The sequence below is a fragment of the Leptolyngbya sp. AN10 genome (assembly GCF_050565645.1).
Lineage (GTDB): Bacteria > Cyanobacteriota > Cyanobacteriia > Leptolyngbyales > Leptolyngbyaceae > Leptolyngbya.
The window spans coordinates 31,317-47,815 of the sequence record NZ_JBNXVP010000023.1 but is presented as its reverse complement, the minus strand read 5'-3'; the positions used below and the strand labels follow the sequence as shown (position 1 = coordinate 47,815).

The window sequence follows — 16,499 nt, the reverse complement described above, 5'->3', positions numbered from 1 at the left end:
CGGAGATTCATTTCCGGGCGGACTGGCAACGCAGCAAAGCCGCTTTTTATACTTCTCAAACACCCTCTTAGACTATGACCCTTTCTTTACCTCCCACTCAGAACAATCGATTTCACTACAATCAGTACCGCTGTGCTGCAAAAAATCCATTGCACTGCGAATACTCACAGCGATCGCAAGAGAGCAATCTTTGTTCAAAATGCTTGTTTCCGAGTGTCTTGCCTGAGCAGTCGAAGCTGAGAGGACAACGCGGCACTTATGTAATTGAGGAATTTCTGACAGTACGAGGCTTAGGAAGGCTTTATCGAGGGTATCAGGAACTCGAAGATCGATCGGTAATCATTCGTGAATACCTGCTACCGACTCGATGTTTTAACACGACTGAAATTCGCCAACGACAGCAAGCATTTGCAGGATTAACTGGGATTTCTTTGGCAGATGGTCGATCGCAGGATTTTCGACTGATTACGCCGTATGATGCGATCGCAGATCAAACGGAAGCGCGTTGTTATTTGATCACGATCGGTGAGTACAATGCTTATCCAACTTTGCAATCTCAGCTTTCACAGTTAGGCACAATGCCTGCAATTCAAGTGCGGCACGTGATTGCTCAAATTTTACAATCGTTGGAACTATTGCATCGTCAGAAGTTTCGATTGCCGAATGGACAAATTGAAGCTCAGTTAGTTCACGGAAATTTGAGCTTAGAAACGCTACTCCATCAAGCTCAAACAGAGTGGCACGATGAGCTAGTGATTTATTTGACGGATCTTGCTCTGTGGGAAAGATTGTTTATTCCAACTCAGTTAGCATTGCCTAAATTGACGATCGCAGATGATCTAAAGTCATTAGGTCAGATCGGAATCCAACTTCTAAGCGGTAAATCTTCTGATTCAGACTTGCCTTGTTCTCCCGCTTTTGAAGCATTTTTACTACGACTAATGGGTGCGGGTCAGCCTTTTGAAAATCTTGAAACAGTCCGCCAAGCCTTCAAACAGCTTCCACTCGAACCAATTTCAGAATCAAAGCTTGCTCCGATCGCACTAGAGCAAGATGATCCCAAACGCAAAATTAACTGGAAAAAATGGGGCTTACTCTGTTTAGCAGTGCTTGGAATCGGTGCTTTAGGTTGGTGGTTGAGTTTAACATTGCGCCCCAAACCCAGAACTAGCTCAGAACGCTTAGTGCCCAAAATCGCATCAGTCAGCGACATTCCAAGCGGTAAATTCAACTACACTGGAGAACAAAGTAGCTTATGGTCGTATGTTTCTCGACAAAAGAATCTAATTCAGCAAGGTAAAAACTTAGAAACAATCTTACAAGAGCGACAACCAAAATTACAGCTTAACTATCAACCTGAATCAACGATCGAAAGCGCGATCGAGAAAGTGCGATCGCAACAAGCAGAATTCTTAGTCACAAGCTTGATCGACCCAACTGGTGCAGAATTTGATACACAAAAGATTGCCTATGATGGTTTAGCAGTATTCGTTGCATTTAGCTATTCAAACCGAGGTAATAGCTTACCTCGATTCCTCAATGGTCAGATTAGCTTCAATCAACTTAAACAGCTTTACACAGGTGAAATTCAGAATTGGAAACAAATCGGCGGTGCTGATCTTCCTGTACGACTTTATATTCCTGCTGAACCAGAGTTAGTACGAATTTTTGAACAGCGCGTTTTGCAGGATCAACAAAGTATTGAGAAGTTTCGGAAGCTGAGAGAAAGTTCGATCGCAGAACTTCCAACTTTTGATAGTTTGCGGCAAGTGCTACGAGATTTTGAGCAAGAACAAGTCGGCTCGATCGCGTTTGGTTCCCTTAGCCAAGTTTATGGACAGTGTTTAGTTTATCCATTGGCACTAATCGAAGGCAATCGATCGCCTGTTGCTCCATTGTTACTAGATAGTGGAAAACCAATTACACCACAGATTGATTTGTGTACTGCGAAGGGAAGCTACGATCGCAATTTCCTTGCCTTTCAAACTCAGCGCTATCCATTAATGTATTCTCTGGCAGTTGTCTCTGCGAGGAACAATGCAAGACCGCCAGTAGGACGAAAATTTGCCAGCATTCTAAGAACGATCGAGGGACAGATTTTATTAGACAAAACTGGCTTAATTCCACTACAAAGTCTTTCTAAAACACAGAAAGATTCAGTTGCGACTCCTTGAAATGTTGAATTTGAAGTACGTCGAAAGTTTTGTGTTGATCACGGGATGACGCTGCGATTCAGCCCACTTCAGTGGGGTTCCCTCAATTAGCCCGGAGATTTATTTCCGAGCGAAACAGCGGGTAAACGAACCCGCCAAAATTCACAAGTCCTAAATCTGCTCTACTCTCGATCGACTTCTTGCAACGCTTCAAGATAATCGATCGCTGCCACAATTCGATTTTCATAATTGCAAGCAAATTCCTCAAACCATCGCCCCTCACTCGAATTCGGATCGAGATTCTTCAACCACTCCTGCGCTTTAACAGTCAGAGCTTGACGGCGCTGCTGTTTGAGTTGTTCGAGGCGTTCTTGTTTTTGTTGAGCAGCTTGTTTGAGAGATTCTTCGCGCTCTTGCTTCAAGTCATCGAATAAACGATCGCTAGACGGACTGGGAGTAACCTGCGGCTCGCCATCAAACAAACGATCGCTAGACGGACTGGGAGTAACCTGCGGCTCGCCATCAATCTGTTTGAGTAAATCCTCGATCGACGATCGAGCCGCCGCAGGTTTCGCTTCTGAAGAAGGGCGAAGTTCAGAAGCGTTATTGTTCAAACTGTTGAGCAATTTATCGATTTCGTCCATCGTCCGTTTGGTGAATTAATCAGCGATCGCATTCATCAGAACTTCGGCAAGACTCAAATCTGCCATGTCATCCATTGTAATCGTGTCGCAAATATCAAACTTTGCGCCCACGCCCGAAAGCTGATCATCAAGAGCCGCAAGAAATTGTTTTGCGCCTGGATCATTTCCAATTTGTAGGAAGGTGATTGCGAGTTCTTCGTCGCGTTCCATTTGGTTCGTGGAGCGAATGACCGCATCGATCACGGCTCGTCGATCGTCGGGTGCACCATCGGTTACAACTAAAATCGTTTCGCCTGATTTGGTTTTTCCAGCCGCTTTCCGTTGGAAATAATTTTGAGTAGCATCCCAAAGCACGGATGCGAGATTAGTTGATCCGATCGGATCGTTCTCCATAAAAATCTGTTCGACTTTGCTGGAAGTCACATCATCGTAACGCTTGAACCGACTCGAAAATAAATAAACCGTAATGCCTTCTGGATCAAACTGTTCACACTTACGAGCGAGAGCAAGCGTCGATTCTTGCAAAGCTTCCCAACGGCTTCGACCTCCGGGCTGATCAGCCATAGACATACTTCCACTCTTATCGAGAATAAGAGTATAGTCCCGATTCTTCAGCGATTCAAAACCTGACATGGGCAACTTCTCCTATAGGATTCGCCTTCAGTTTTCCCAACTTATCACTACAGCACGCCAATAAAAAATCCCGGAAGTCACCTCCCAGGATTTGCGATACAAAGATTTAGGAATTCATGCCTACTTAAGCATTCCCAACAGTTCAGGTTTGAGAGCAGGAATTTGAGGAGCCGCTAAACCAGGGAGCGATCCCATTTGTTGAGCAACAACCGGAACTGCATTTCGAGCATTTTGCGCGACTTGGACAGTTTTCACATCGTAGGTTTGAGTGATCAGTTTCGGATAAAGACCGATCGCAACGATGGGAACAACCAAGGCAGCCGTGATAAACAACTCTCTAGGATTCGCATCGAGGAACACTGCCTTCTCAACCGCTTTACCTTCTTTGCCGTAGAACATTTCGCGCAGCATCGAGAGCAAGTAAATCGGAGTGACGATTAAACCAACCGCAGAGAGTAAGACGATGACGATTTTGAACACCGAGGTGTAGGCATCGCTGGTGGTGAAACCGAGGAAGATCGCCAACTCACCGACGAATCCGCTCATCCCAGGCAGTGCCAGCGAAGCCATCGAACAAATCGTGAACAGTGCAAAGGTCGAAGGCATTTTCTTCGCCAATCCGCCCATGTCATCCATGTTCAGTGTATGAGTACGATCGTAGGTGACACCCGCTAAGAAAAAGAGCGCTGCTGCAATCAAACCGTGAGACACCATTTGCAGAACCGCACCGCTCATTCCAATTTCGGTGAAAGATGCGATACCGAGCAGAACGAAGCCCATGTGCGAAATCGAGGAGTAAGCCATTCGGCGCTTCAGGTTGCGTTGAGCAAAAGAAGCGAGCGCACCGTAGATAATATTGACGATTCCAAGGATTGCGAGAATCGGAGCAAAGTACACATGAGCGTGAGGAAGCATTTCCATATTCATGCGGATCAGCGCGTAACCACCCATTTTCAGCAACACACCAGCCAGAATCATCGAAACGGGAGCGGATGCTTCACCGTGAGCATCAGGCAACCAAGTGTGCAGTGGGAAGATCGGGAGTTTGACACCGTAAGCGATCAAGAGACCCGCATAAACCGCCAATTCAAACGATAGTGAGTAGTTTTTCAGCCCCAGTTCGTGCATATCGAAGGTGAAGTTGTCACCGTAGAATGCCATCGCTAATGCTGCAATCAGAATAAAGATTGATGCCAGTGCAGTGTAAAGAATGAACTTTGTCGCAGCGTAGAGGCGCTTTGGTCCACCCCAAATTGCAATCAAGATATAGACCGGAACGAGTTCGACTTCCCATAGCAGGAAGAATTGGATCATGTCTTGGGCGCAGAAGACCCCAATTTGAGCCGCATACATTACAAGCATTAGAAAGAAGAACAGGCGGGGCTTGTTCGTAACCTTCCAGCCTGCCAGCATCGAAAGCGTTGTCACCAGAGCGGCGAGAACGACCAGCGGCATCGAGATTCCATCGACTGCGAGCGACCAGTTGATTCCGAGTTGGGGAATCCAGGAATAGCTCTCGGTTAATTGAAAATTCGGGTTCTGAAAATCGTAATGTTTCCAGAAGGTGTAAATCGAGAGGACGAGATCCGCCAAACCAACTCCTAATCCGTACCAGCGAACCGTCTTCCCTTGTTTATCGGGGATGAGCGGAACTAGGAGCGAGGCTGCGAGGGGCAGCAGGATTAGAGTGGTTAACCAAGGAAAAGAAGTACTCACCATGACATCAGTGACCAAGTTGTAGAGAGCAAGGGGTATCGATCGATGTAGAACCAGTGACTCAATCCGCTAAGAAGCCCAATCATCAGATGAATAAGAGCGGTCGAAGGGTGGGCGGCGGGAGTCGTGGCGGCGATTAGTGTCTCTAAGGCGAGGCGGCGGTCACAATTCCCACAAAGTTGCTTGGCGGATCAAGTGTTTCGAGCGGAGGGAAATCCAATGAGGATTTGTACCTACTGAAATAATCTTACTCTAGTTTTGTTAAGTAAAGTGAACTTAATCAAAGGAATGTAGTATTTTTTGCATTGAACTATCAAAAGGTGAGACATAGAGATCGCCTATTCACAGGATTTGCTAGAGATGAAACATCACAGTTTCATCATGAATTGCCGCAGTTGTAGATTGAAGTGTCCACAATCGCCAGGACTTTACAATGCTTTACATTATAGTAAGCCGTTATATATTGTGACAAAAACTTAACGATTGGCTCTATCCCTTGATGGATGAAGGTTTTAGGATTTTTGAAAGGGAAGTGATGGCTTGTACGATCGACATTTCCTGACATTTGAAGAGATTAATGTCGTTACAAAGATGGATCGCTGCGTTTGGGGCGGCTTCAGCCCCCTAAATCCCCCAAAATTGGGGGACTTTGAAGAATAAAAATAGATAGAGTGTGAGATCGCTTTCTACCTGAAAGCTTCATAACGTGGATGATTCAGGAGACAATCCCTAGAGAATCGACTCGTAGAAAAACTATAATTACGATCGCTTTACCGAAAAGACCAATCCTTGCAAGGCTTTGATCAAGTAGCCGATTTGACCATAGCTATAAACCAGATTTTCAAAGCGTTGAGCCGGATCAGTGGCAAGTTTGAGCGATTTATAAATTCCTCGGATTAAGCGCTCTCCACCCCGTCGAAATTGTCCGAATCCTGCTTCTCCAGCGATTTGTTCTCGGTAGCATTCACTGATTCCTTGCCACCAACCCCGATCGAGAAACCATTGCCGTTTGACGCGCTCCGGAGCGACATGATGCGCGACACAAGCATTCGGCAGATACGCGACTTCCCATCCGGTTTGAAGCGCCAAATTGGTCATGTGCAGTTCTTCATTTGACAGAAGATTTTTGCCAACGCGCCCCAAGTTCGGATCGAATCCACCAATTTGCTTGAGGAAGGATTTACGAATCGAATAATTTAAGCCACGTGGAGTCAATCCAGGACGATCGATTTTGACAACGGTATCGCCCAAATCATAAGCGCCTAAATTTCCTGCCAGTCCATCAGAGAGCCATTCGGGGGCAGTCATTCCATCTGTCCAAATTAAAGTCACTTTACCGCCCGCGATCGCTAATCTCGAATTCCCTTGATAAGCAGCGTAGATTGTTTTGAGCCATTGCGGAGACGCGATCGCATCATCATCTAAATACGCCAAAATTTCCCCGTAAGCGATTTTTGCACCTGTGTTACGCGCCACGGATAAACCGAGTTCTGACTCATAAATGTAGCGGAGCCGTTCGTCTTTGAGGCGGGATTCAACGATCGATCGCGTTTGATCAGTAGAAGCGTTATCTACGACGATGATTTCAAAATCGGAAAAGTCTTGGGCGAGGAGACTATCGATCGCTAAACCGAGATAGCGATCGCGATTATGAGTACAGATAATCGCGGAGATGAGCGGTTTGGGCTTGACCATAACAGAACTTAAATCAAATCAAGCTCAGAGTACCCGAACGCTCTAATCTTTCATCTTGCTGTGTAAGCCGACTAAGGTTTCTGCCAATCCAGCAAGACGATTTTCTAGATGCTGTTTGCGATCGAGCAGTTGGCGGAGTTTGTGATATCGAGCGATCGCGAGACTCAAACTTGGGATTTGTTCGGCTGGACAAGGATAAGACCAACGTTGACCATCGGCATTAATTCCACAGAGACGATATCCAGCTTTGGGTGCGCCTTTTGTTCCGGGAATTGGAGTCGCGCAAATCTCTTCGATGTAGGACATTAAGCGATCGACTTCTCCATGACGCAAAGTGGAAAGATCGCCCAACGGATGACCGGAATCGGATTCTAGCCAACCATCTACGATCGGACCTTCGAGATAAAGATCTTGGATTTGACGCAGCGTTTGATTCAGTTCAGCTTGCCAATTGTCTGCGATCGTTTTCATCTCAAGCAACAGAGTAGAAGCGAGGGCTGGATTTGCAGCGTTTCGATGGCTAGTGAAATTAGGAGTTTTGAGCTTGGGTAAATTCAGCGGTTTAGGTTCGCTGTCGATGGTGGGAGGCGTGACGATTTCTGGCTCGATCGCTTTCGGGGGTTTCGTGTGGAGATCAAATGAAACCGGGCGCTGAACGATCTCTGGCTCTGGAGTGGGCGCAGTGGATAGGGTCGGGACTTTTTTATTGAGTTGAAGCAAAGTTTCTTCAATCCGACGCAAATCTTTTTTCATCGCTCATGAATTCCCTTGAATCGAGGTAAAGGTTATTGTAGCGGTGAATTCAATTTCAGGATAGATTCTTCATGGCAACGCTCATTTTAGTTACCGGAGCCGCCCGATCGGGCAAAAGCGAATGGGCGGAACAATTAGCGGCTGAATCAGGAAAATCTGTCATTTATATTGCGACTAGCCAGGAAAATCCGGATGATGCGGAATGGCAAGCTCGGATTGAAAAACATCGATCGCGCCGTCCTGAGGGTTGGAAAACCCGATCGATTCCTGTCGATTTGAAATCAGCAATTCTTGATTCAACCGCTTCAGAGTGTTTATTGATTGATTCACTCGGAACCTGGTTGGCGAACTTATTGGAACAATCCGAAGGTGAGTGGCAAGCAACACGAGAGGCGCTTTTAGCAAGCTTTGAGCAAACTGAGAGTTTAATTATTTTTGTTGCAGAAGAAACAGGATGGGGCGTAGTTCCGGCATATCCGATCGGGCGATTGTTTCGCGATCGATTAGGCAATCTGACTCGATCGATTGGTGCGATCGCGGATACCACTTATCTCGTTACGGCAGGACACGTTCTGAATCTCAGTCAGCTTGGAGTTCGATTAAAGCAGCAATAAATCCATCTCTTTGCAGATGCAACTTATTTGAACTTGCTAAAGCGAACCTAATCACTGGGTTCCTCTAGGCTTTTTAGCTAAATCTGTTATGCACAGCTTTAGGTGGGATCAGGTAGAATTCAATGAAATTGTTAAAATTCCATAAATTTTTAGTTCTGATTCATTTTTTGACGATCGACGGTTTATTCACCTGAATTTTGCCCGATTTGTTCCTTTGCATTCGTGAACTTATGGAATCCCTCGACCCTCAAAATCAGACCTCAGTTGCTCCTGAACCTCAAAATCCGAAAAAGACTTGGTTTGGTTTATTCTTTGCAGGATTGTTACTTGCAGGCGGATTTGGTGTATGGCGAATTTTGAGTCCAGGTGGTGAAAAACCTGCTGTCGCACAGTCCCAAGGACAACCGCCAAGAGCAGTAGAAACGACTCGTTTAGCGACAGGAACCTCAACTCGAACGGTTCAACTTTTAGGACAAGTTGAGTCAACACAACAATCGACCATTCGCGCTCAAACTGCTGGAGTCGTTGAAGAAATCTTAGTTCAACCTGGCGATCGAGTAACTGAGGGAATGACGATCGCGATTCTGGATGATTCGGATCAACAGCTAGGAATGGCTCAAGCTCAAGCAGAACTCGCTCAACAACGCAGTAATCTCGCTCGATTACAAGTGGGAACTCGTCCAGAGATTATCGCTCAACGGCAGGCGGCGGTGAATGCAGCGAAAGCACGAGAGCGGGAAGCTCAGGACAATTTGAGACGATCGACGGCGTTAGTAAAAGAAGGCGCAATTTCGGAGCGAGTCTTAGTCGAATCGCGATCGCAAGTCGATCAAGCAACTGGAGAACGATTGGCAGCCGAAGCGAGTTTGGCAGAAGCGAAAGCAGGTCCAATTCGGGAAGAAATTGACGCTCAGAAAGCGAATGTTGCAGCGGCTCAAGCAACGGTGAATCAAGCACAACTCGCACAAAGACGAACACAAGTTGTAGCAACCCAGTCTGGAGTGGTACAAACTCGCCATGTGAGCCAAGGTGATCTCGTTCAAAGTTCTGGGGAGATTGTGACTTTAGTTGCTGGCAATCAACTCGATGTATTTCTGGAACTACCGGAAGATTTAAGCGGCAGAGTTACGCCTGGAATGTCGATCGCATTAACCGCTCGTGCGTTACCGCAATGGAAACAGCAAGCAGCGATTACTGCGGTGGTTCCTTCTGCGGAGGCAACTTCGAGACGGCAACGAGTGAGAGTTCAGATTCCAAATCCGCCGAAAGAATTGCTGTCGGGAATGGCAATTTCAGGAGCGCTCACGGTTCCGAGCAATCGATCGAGTTTCGTCGTCTCACGGGATGTTTTGACGCGGCGACGGAATGAATGGTTTGTATTCACGATCGCAGATAACAAAGCGAAACCAATCCCAGTCGAACTTGTGACTGATATGGGTAAGCAAGTGGCGATTTTTAGTCCAGAACTGCGATCGGGGCAAGAAATTGTTCTGCGGGGCGGCGATGGATTGAATGAAGGCGCACCCGTCAAAGTAGTAGGAGGCGCATCGTGAACTTGATTGAAACTGCAATTCGCTGGCGACATGGAACGTTTGTCTTGTTCTGTCTGTTAGCGATTTTTGGTGTGTTTTCATTGTTTCAATTGCCGCTAGAACTACAACCCGGAGGCGATCGACCAGAGATCACGATCCGAACTGGATATCCTGGAGCCGCACCCGCTGAAGTCGAGGACTTGATCACACGTCCGATCGAAGAACAGATGGAAGAAGTTCTGGGCGTGAAAGAAATCAGCAGTGCTTCTCGTGCAGGCAATAGTTCGATCACGCTGGAATTCCAAGAAGGCACGATCGTTCAAGATCGGTTAGTCGATGTTCTCAACCGATTGCAGCAAGTTTCGAGCCTACCTCCAGAAGCACTGGAATCGAATGTTGAACTGGTCGGGGGCAATAGTTCTCCGATGATGTGGATTCCGTTTGATACGAAGCCTGGATTTGAGCCGAATCCCGATCGCTATCGTGACTTAGCAGAAGAGATTGTTCTTCCCAGACTGCGACGAGTTCAAGGAGTTGGACAATTCATCGTGTCAGGCGGGCGACAGAGAGAAGTCGAAGTTCGAGTTGATCCCAAAGCATTAGCCGATCGCAATTTAGCCCTTGGCGATGTGGTGAGAGTGCTACGAGAGAACAATCGTGATATTCGTGGCGGTCCTTTAGAGCTAGGACGGCGGGAATATCGGGTCAGAACAATTAGTCGATCGCAGGATATTGAACAGCTTGCAGGCTTTGTTTTGCGACGAGATGCAGCAGGAATTGTCTATCTCCGTGATGTGGCGAAAGTCGAAATGGGGCGGAAGATTCGAGATAGTGCATTGTTGTTTAATGATAGACCTGCGGTTGCCGTTGGAATTATTCGACAGGTTGGTGCAAATGTTCCTGAGATTTCCAAAGGAGTCAGACAAGCCATTACCGAACTGCAAGCCCAATTCGATGAACAGAAAGAAGGCATTCAGTTTGTTTTTAACTATGACGAGAACGAATACGTTAGCCAATCCGTAAAGTTCGTTCAGGAGAACCTAGTCGCTGGAGCATTACTGGCAACAATGGTTCTAGTCCTATTTTTGGGATCAATGCGAACCGTTGCGGTGATTGCGATTACGATTCCTGTAACATCGGTGATGGTGTTTATCATTCTCTCTTGGCTTGGTCGATCGCTGAACATTATCAGCCTTGCCGGGATTGCGTTCTCGGTTGGGATGGTCGTGGATAACTCGATCGTTGTTATCGAGAATATCTTTACTCACATGCAGCGGGGGAAAAGTGCCTTTCGATCCGCGATCGAGGGAACCCAAGAAGTTTGGGGTGCAATGCTCGGATCAACCTTAACGAATGTAGTCGTCTTCATTCCGTTATTAATGGTGACAGGGGAAGCAGGACAGCTTTATGCGGATATGGCGATTACGCTGTCTTGCGCTTCATTGTTCTCGTTGTTTGCAGCTATTACCTTGGTTCCGATGTTGTCTGGATTGTTTCTGAAAGAGTCGGAAGCAATGCAGATGTTTGAAGGTGGAGAGTATCAGGGCGGCAATTGGTTTGAACGATCGGTTGCTAAAACATCCGCTGTGTTCCGCCATTTCCAAGGTAAGTTAGAACAGTTCCTAACCCGAACTGTTCGTTGGTCGCTAGGTCGCTACAGAATGGGACGACGATTATTCGTGTTAGCGATCCCAACTTCTTTATTGTTCGTGAGTATTGCGCTGCTTCCACCCGCAGATTATTTGCCAGAAGGCAATCGCAATACGATCCAATGGCGAGTTGAACCATTACCAGGAACCAGCATCACAGAAGCGATCGAGCAATCCAAACCCGTTCGAGAATTCGTTCGTGCTCAACCGGAAGTCGATCGCGTATTGTTTATTGATCGACCGGGAGCTTTGAGAGCGATTTCCGCGATTCTTAAACCTGAATTTGCCACGACACGCGGACTTGCTGAGATGGTGAATCGTTTCCGGGCTGCGAGTAATAACTTTGCAGGCTATCGATTCATGGTTCCGGTGCGTCCTTCGATTTTCCGCGATCCAGGAAAAGAATTCGAGATCGACATTGTTGGAACTGATTTGAATCAGCTTGGACAACTCGATCGCGAGATTTCTGGCAAACTACGCGGCTTGAATGGCATCCGAAATGTTCGATCGAACTTTGTTATGGGTGCGGGTGAACTGCAAGTGATTCCAAACCGGGAAAGACTGGCAGAAGTGGGTCTTTCAGAATCCGAAATTGGTTCGATCGTTGAAGCTGCGTTAGGCGGACGATTGGCTTCTAATTTCATTGATGGCAAAGAGGAACTAGATGTCACCGTTGAACTACAAAACACATTCGTTCAAACCCCAGAGCAACTTCGTCAGTTACCTCTGTTTGCACGAGGCAGACAGCTTCAGTTAAGTGATGTGGCTGAGGTGCGAGAAACAACGGGAGCCGATGTGATTAACCACACGGATTTAGAGAGATCGATTACGTTAACTGCTTCCTTAGCTGATACAGCATCTCTGGGAGCAATTGTCGATCGAGTTAACCAAGACGTTCTCACTTCAGCACGTGCAAATCTTCCTGCTGGCTATCGAATTGAACTAGCTGGAACCGCAGATCAATTAGCAACTACAGTTTCGCAATTAACCGCAGCGTTCGGATTTGCTGTTCTAATCACTTATCTGTTGCTGGTAGCGTTATATCGATCGTTCCTTTACCCGATCGTGATCATGGCAACCATTCCGATGGGGATGAGCGGCGCATTATTGAGCTTAGTTCTAGTGAATCGAATTCCAGGGATGTCTGTCCCCTTGGATATGATTACCGCCTTGGGATTTGTGATTCTGACTGGAATTGTAGTGAACAATGCGATTTTATTAGTCGATCGAGCATTGCAGCTTCAACAAGACGGGGAAGATTATGATTCCTCACTTTTGAGCGCAACCAAAGATCGATTAAGAGCGATTTTCATGTCTGCGGGAACCAGTGTGTTGGGAATGTTGCCGCTGGCAGTGCTTCCCGGTCAAGGTTCAGAGCTTTATCAAGGCTTGGGGATTGTGTTGACGGGAGGTTTAGCTTTCTCGACCATTCTCACGCCGACAGTCGTTCCAGCATTAATGGGACTGCTGCGAGATTTTTCAGGGAAGCGTCCCCTTCCGATTCCTGTCAATGTTGCGGAGTTGGAGCGATCGTAATCAAAAAACTGTGATCGATCTCACGGGATCGATCACAGTCAATTAAAGTCCTAGCAAATCGTCTAATTCGTCCAGCGCCTCACACGGAACTGACTGACTATCTCGATCGATTTCCACTCTCGGTTGCGGTCTTGGCAAGGTCATCGAACTTCCGTTCAATCGTCCATACAGATAATCGTCGGCATATTTACGAAACACAGCTTCGATCGCGGCTCTAGCATTTTTCAATCCCCACTCCGCTGCAATCAGTTCTGCCTTTTCGATCACATCCTTGCTCAGTCTCACTTTGTTGTCATACATAGCTGCCACCCCTCAGCGATCGGGTACAATCCTCGCACATTCGCAAACTGTGGATCGGGCATCACTGCGAACAATTTTCGCCCTGCTAATCGCTCTGCAATCAAGTGAGAACTGCCACCTGTTACGAGAAATCGTGTCACACGCGGCATATAAGGCGTGTACTGAGCTTTGATGGTTTGGAAAATTCCCTTAAACCAGGGATCTAGATATTCCTCAAGCCATAGCGACCAGGACAATCCGGTATCTGCATAACAATGACCAGATTTAAACCCATCCATGATAATCGCAGGATCAACAGTGGTTCCCAAGCCATCAATCAAACGTCGATCGAAGCTAATCGCAGTCGCCAGCTCATACGATCCACCGCGATCCATCACATTTTCATCAATGACATCGCCTTCTGCATCAATTAAGCGAGTCAGCCACGTTCCACCTCCGATATCGACTACGATCGTATAACCACTATCCGGGATGAGTCCCAACTGTTGAGCATAGCGATACGAGCCAATTCCTTCTCGTTCTACTTCAACATGTTCAACTGTGATTCTAAACGGAACACCATTCCGTTTAAATTCGTGCATTCCCATCAGTTGAGATTTGATTGCATCTGCGTTCCGAGTTGGATCAGGTGTAGAAGCATACACATGCAGTGGGAAATGGCTCAGCTCTTCATCCCGTTCAGGTTCCAGACAGGCATAGAGGTGTAACCTTGACAAATCGACCTTGTTTTCGACTACGGTTTGCTGTTGGCGACGATACTTGTACGCTTGTGTGCCAAAATGATAACGGGTTCCATCGGGCAACTCGATCAGCGGGGACTGGTCAGAATAGCGCACTGGATCGCGTCCTTGCGGCAATTGGAATCTTACCGATCGGATCGCTCTTGGATGTCCTGCACCGTTCCAAAACTTGAGGTCATAGTTCCCGGCATCGAGCGCGATCGTGCGATGGGCGATCGTTCCAGTGGTTTCCTTCCGAGGTCTGCTGCGAGTGCCTAATCCGTTCATGGCGTTGTCCTCAACAAGATAGGGGCAATACAAATGTTTTTAGTACCTACGTACTATATTGGGTTTCGGGTCTGGTGTCAACCTGGGGACAAACAAATTTGCAAAAGTTGATTCGGCTCGATCGACCTATGGTATGGTTATGAATACTAGGGCGATTGGCACAGGGGTAGCGCACATCCTTCACACGGATGGGGTCACTGGTTCAAATCCAGTATCGCCCATACAGATAGAGGCAGTTCTTATGTCTCAATTACTTGAAAAGACGGCTGACCAGCGGATGATTTATCAATACCGAACCTGGGAGCAGTTTAAGCTGATTCAGAAAGGATTTGAGGGATTGCCAGGTGTCAGGCTTTCGTACTACGCAGAAACGGTCGAGCTACTGATGCCGGGACAGGATCACGAAGTGTTTAGCTCGGTCATCGGGGCGCTTCTATTTAACTTTTTGGCTCAAAAAGGGATCTTCTTTCTGCCTACTGGGTCAATGACCCAAGAGCGAGAGGAAAAAGCCTCCGTTCAAGCAGATCAATCCTTCTGTATTGGCAACAGAAAGCCAATTCCTGATCTGTCGATCGAAATTATTTTCACAAGCGGGAGTGAGAGTAAACTTGCGTTATATCAAGCGCTCGAAGTTCCTGAAGTTTGGTTCTGGCAAGATGGAGTTTTGAGATTACATCATCTGCGTGAATCTGGATATGAACGAATCGATCGAAGTGAATTACCTGGATTAGAAGACCTCGATATTGACTTACTCAGACGCTGCATTTTGATGGCTGAAACTGATCCCGGTGAAGCTGCTCGGATGTTTCAGCAGAGATTCCCGCATTGAGCGGATTCTGAGAACGATCGCGCTACAATGAGAAGCTGCCTTACTCTTCCAAACTTTATGTCATTGCCGATCGTTGCCATTATTGGTCGCCCAAATGTGGGCAAGTCTACCCTCGTAAATCGTCTCGCTCAGGTACAGGATGCGATCGTGTTCGATGAACCAGGTGTGACCCGCGATCGCACATACAAGCGGGCATTTTGGTGCGATCGTGAATTTCAAGTTGTCGATACAGGCGGACTTGTGTTCGATGATGATACTGAGTTTTTGCCGTTGATCCGAGAGCAAGCAATGGCAGCTTTGGCAGAATCGAAGGCAGCGATCTTTGTGGTGGATGGACAGGCTGGATTAACGCAGGCAGACGAAGAAATCGCCCAATGGCTACGCATGCAACCTGTTCCGGTTGTGTTGGCGGTGAATAAATGTGAATCGATCGATCAGGGATTAATTCAAGCATCAGAGTTTTGGCAGTTGGGATTGGGTGAGCCGTACCCGGTTTCGAGTATTCACGGAAGCGGTACTGGGGATTTGCTTGATCAAGTCGTTGAGCATTTGCCGCCAACCGATGAGATTGAAGAAACCTCGGAGATCAAAGTCGCGATCGCAGGTCGTCCAAATGTCGGAAAGTCGAGCTTGTTGAATGCGTTTGTCGGTGAGAATCGCTCGATCGTCAGTCCGATTTCTGGAACAACGAGAGACGCGATCGATATGTTGGTCGAACGCGATGGGAAACAGTATCGATTGATTGATACGGCTGGTATTCGGAAGAAAAAGAATGTCGAATATGGTCCTGAATTTTTTGGGATTAATCGCGCATTCAAAGCAATTGATCGATCGGATGTTGTTCTACTTGTGATTGACGCTTTAGATGGCGTAACTGAGCAGGATCAGAAATTAGCTGGACGGGTTGATGATGAAGGGCGCGGCTGTGTTGTGATTGTTAATAAATGGGATGCGGTCGAGAAAGATTCGCACACGATTTATGAATACGAGCAGCAAATCCGCGATCGCTTACATTTTGTAGAGTGGGCGGAAAGTATCTTCATCAGTGCCAAAACAGGTCAGCGCGTTGAGAAAATTTTTGAACTCATCGATCGTGCCGCAGAACAACATAAACGAAGAGTTTCAACGGCTGTGATCAATGAAGTTCTCGAAGATGCACTTTCCTGGCACACTCCACCAACTACAAGACAAGGGCGACAGGGCAAGATTTACTATGGAACGCAGGTGAGCGCTGCACCGCCTACGATCGCACTATTCGTTAATGATCCAAACCTGTTTAACGACAACTATCGACGTTACATCGATCGTAAATTCCGTGAGTCTCTAGGCTTCCAAGGAACACCACTTCGGTTACTTTGGCGCGGTAAGAAAGTGCGCGAAGTCGAGCGGGGGCATCAAGCGAATCGGGCGACAAAAGTTTAGGCACGAAGGTTTAGAG

Annotated in this window: 13 protein-coding genes and 1 tRNA gene; 7 read left to right on the top strand and 7 right to left on the bottom strand. The window is 47.0% G+C overall.

The features are described from left to right. Positions 1–74: 74 nt before the first annotated feature. Positions 75–2,174: a hypothetical protein gene (locus ACQ4M5_RS27005; protein ID WP_430678837.1), complete on the top strand. Its 2,100-nt coding sequence runs from the start codon at positions 75–77 to the stop codon at positions 2,172–2,174. A 161-nt stretch (positions 2,175–2,335) separates the two neighbouring features. Here the strand turns inward: ACQ4M5_RS27005 and ACQ4M5_RS27000 are convergent, their stop codons facing one another. The 5 genes from ACQ4M5_RS27000 to ACQ4M5_RS26980 form a co-directional block, all read right to left on the bottom strand. After that, complete coding sequence (locus ACQ4M5_RS27000) at positions 2,336–2,797, bottom strand: salt stress protein, Slr1339 family (protein WP_430678836.1); 462 nt, start codon at positions 2,795–2,797, stop codon at positions 2,336–2,338. Between the two features lie 15 nt (positions 2,798–2,812). After that, positions 2,813–3,430, bottom strand: a complete 618-nt coding sequence (locus ACQ4M5_RS26995) for a vWA domain-containing protein (protein ID WP_430678835.1) — start codon at positions 3,428–3,430, stop codon at positions 2,813–2,815. A 120-nt stretch (positions 3,431–3,550) separates the two neighbouring features. Then, complete coding sequence (locus ACQ4M5_RS26990; protein WP_430678834.1) at positions 3,551–5,149, bottom strand: NAD(P)H-quinone oxidoreductase subunit 4; 1,599 nt, start codon at positions 5,147–5,149, stop codon at positions 3,551–3,553. 756 nt (positions 5,150–5,905) lie between these two features. Then, positions 5,906–6,841, bottom strand: coding sequence for a glycosyltransferase family 2 protein (locus ACQ4M5_RS26985; RefSeq protein ID WP_430678832.1), 936 nt, complete (start codon positions 6,839–6,841; stop codon positions 5,906–5,908). Between the two features lie 42 nt (positions 6,842–6,883). Further along, positions 6,884–7,594 carry a hypothetical protein gene (locus tag ACQ4M5_RS26980; RefSeq protein WP_430678831.1) on the bottom strand — a complete coding sequence of 237 codons (711 nt, stop codon included), beginning with the start codon at positions 7,592–7,594 and terminating at the stop codon, positions 6,884–6,886. A gap of 71 nt (positions 7,595–7,665) precedes the next feature. Between ACQ4M5_RS26980 and cobU the strand changes: the two genes are divergently transcribed. From cobU to ACQ4M5_RS26965, 3 genes are all read left to right on the top strand, one after another. Next, positions 7,666–8,208 (top strand): bifunctional adenosylcobinamide kinase/adenosylcobinamide-phosphate guanylyltransferase, encoded by a 543-nt coding sequence (cobU, locus tag ACQ4M5_RS26975; protein ID WP_430678830.1) that lies wholly within the window; start codon positions 7,666–7,668, stop codon positions 8,206–8,208. A 230-nt stretch (positions 8,209–8,438) separates the two neighbouring features. Next, positions 8,439–9,761, top strand: coding sequence for an efflux RND transporter periplasmic adaptor subunit (locus tag ACQ4M5_RS26970; RefSeq protein WP_430678829.1), 1,323 nt, complete (start codon positions 8,439–8,441; stop codon positions 9,759–9,761). Then, on the top strand, positions 9,758–12,925 hold the full coding sequence (locus ACQ4M5_RS26965) for an efflux RND transporter permease subunit (protein ID WP_430678828.1): 3,168 nt from the start codon (positions 9,758–9,760) through the stop codon (positions 12,923–12,925). Before ACQ4M5_RS26970 ends, ACQ4M5_RS26965 begins: the two co-directional genes overlap by 4 nt. A 42-nt stretch (positions 12,926–12,967) precedes the next feature. On the opposite strand, the gene ACQ4M5_RS26960 is transcribed toward ACQ4M5_RS26965, so the two are convergent. Further along, a complete protein-coding gene (locus ACQ4M5_RS26960) occupies positions 12,968–13,225 on the bottom strand; it encodes a hypothetical protein (protein WP_430678827.1) in 258 nt (85 codons plus the stop codon). Further along, positions 13,207–14,232, bottom strand: a complete 1,026-nt coding sequence (locus ACQ4M5_RS26955; protein WP_430678826.1) for a ParM/StbA family protein — start codon at positions 14,230–14,232, stop codon at positions 13,207–13,209. Before ACQ4M5_RS26955 ends, ACQ4M5_RS26960 begins: the two co-directional genes overlap by 19 nt. A 149-nt stretch (positions 14,233–14,381) precedes the next feature. On the opposite strand from ACQ4M5_RS26955, the gene ACQ4M5_RS26950 reads away from it, so the two are divergent. The 3 genes from ACQ4M5_RS26950 to der all read left to right on the top strand — a co-directional run bounded on the left by ACQ4M5_RS26950 (position 14,382) and on the right by der (position 16,483). Continuing rightward, positions 14,382–14,453, top strand: a tRNA-Val gene (locus ACQ4M5_RS26950). Positions 14,454–14,473: 20 nt separating this feature from the next. After that, on the top strand, positions 14,474–15,061 hold the full coding sequence (locus ACQ4M5_RS26945) for a Uma2 family endonuclease (protein ID WP_430678825.1): 588 nt from the start codon (positions 14,474–14,476) through the stop codon (positions 15,059–15,061). A gap of 57 nt (positions 15,062–15,118) precedes the next feature. Next, positions 15,119–16,483, top strand: coding sequence for a ribosome biogenesis GTPase Der (der, locus tag ACQ4M5_RS26940; protein ID WP_430678823.1), 1,365 nt, complete (start codon positions 15,119–15,121; stop codon positions 16,481–16,483). Positions 16,484–16,499: the final 16 nt, after the last annotated feature.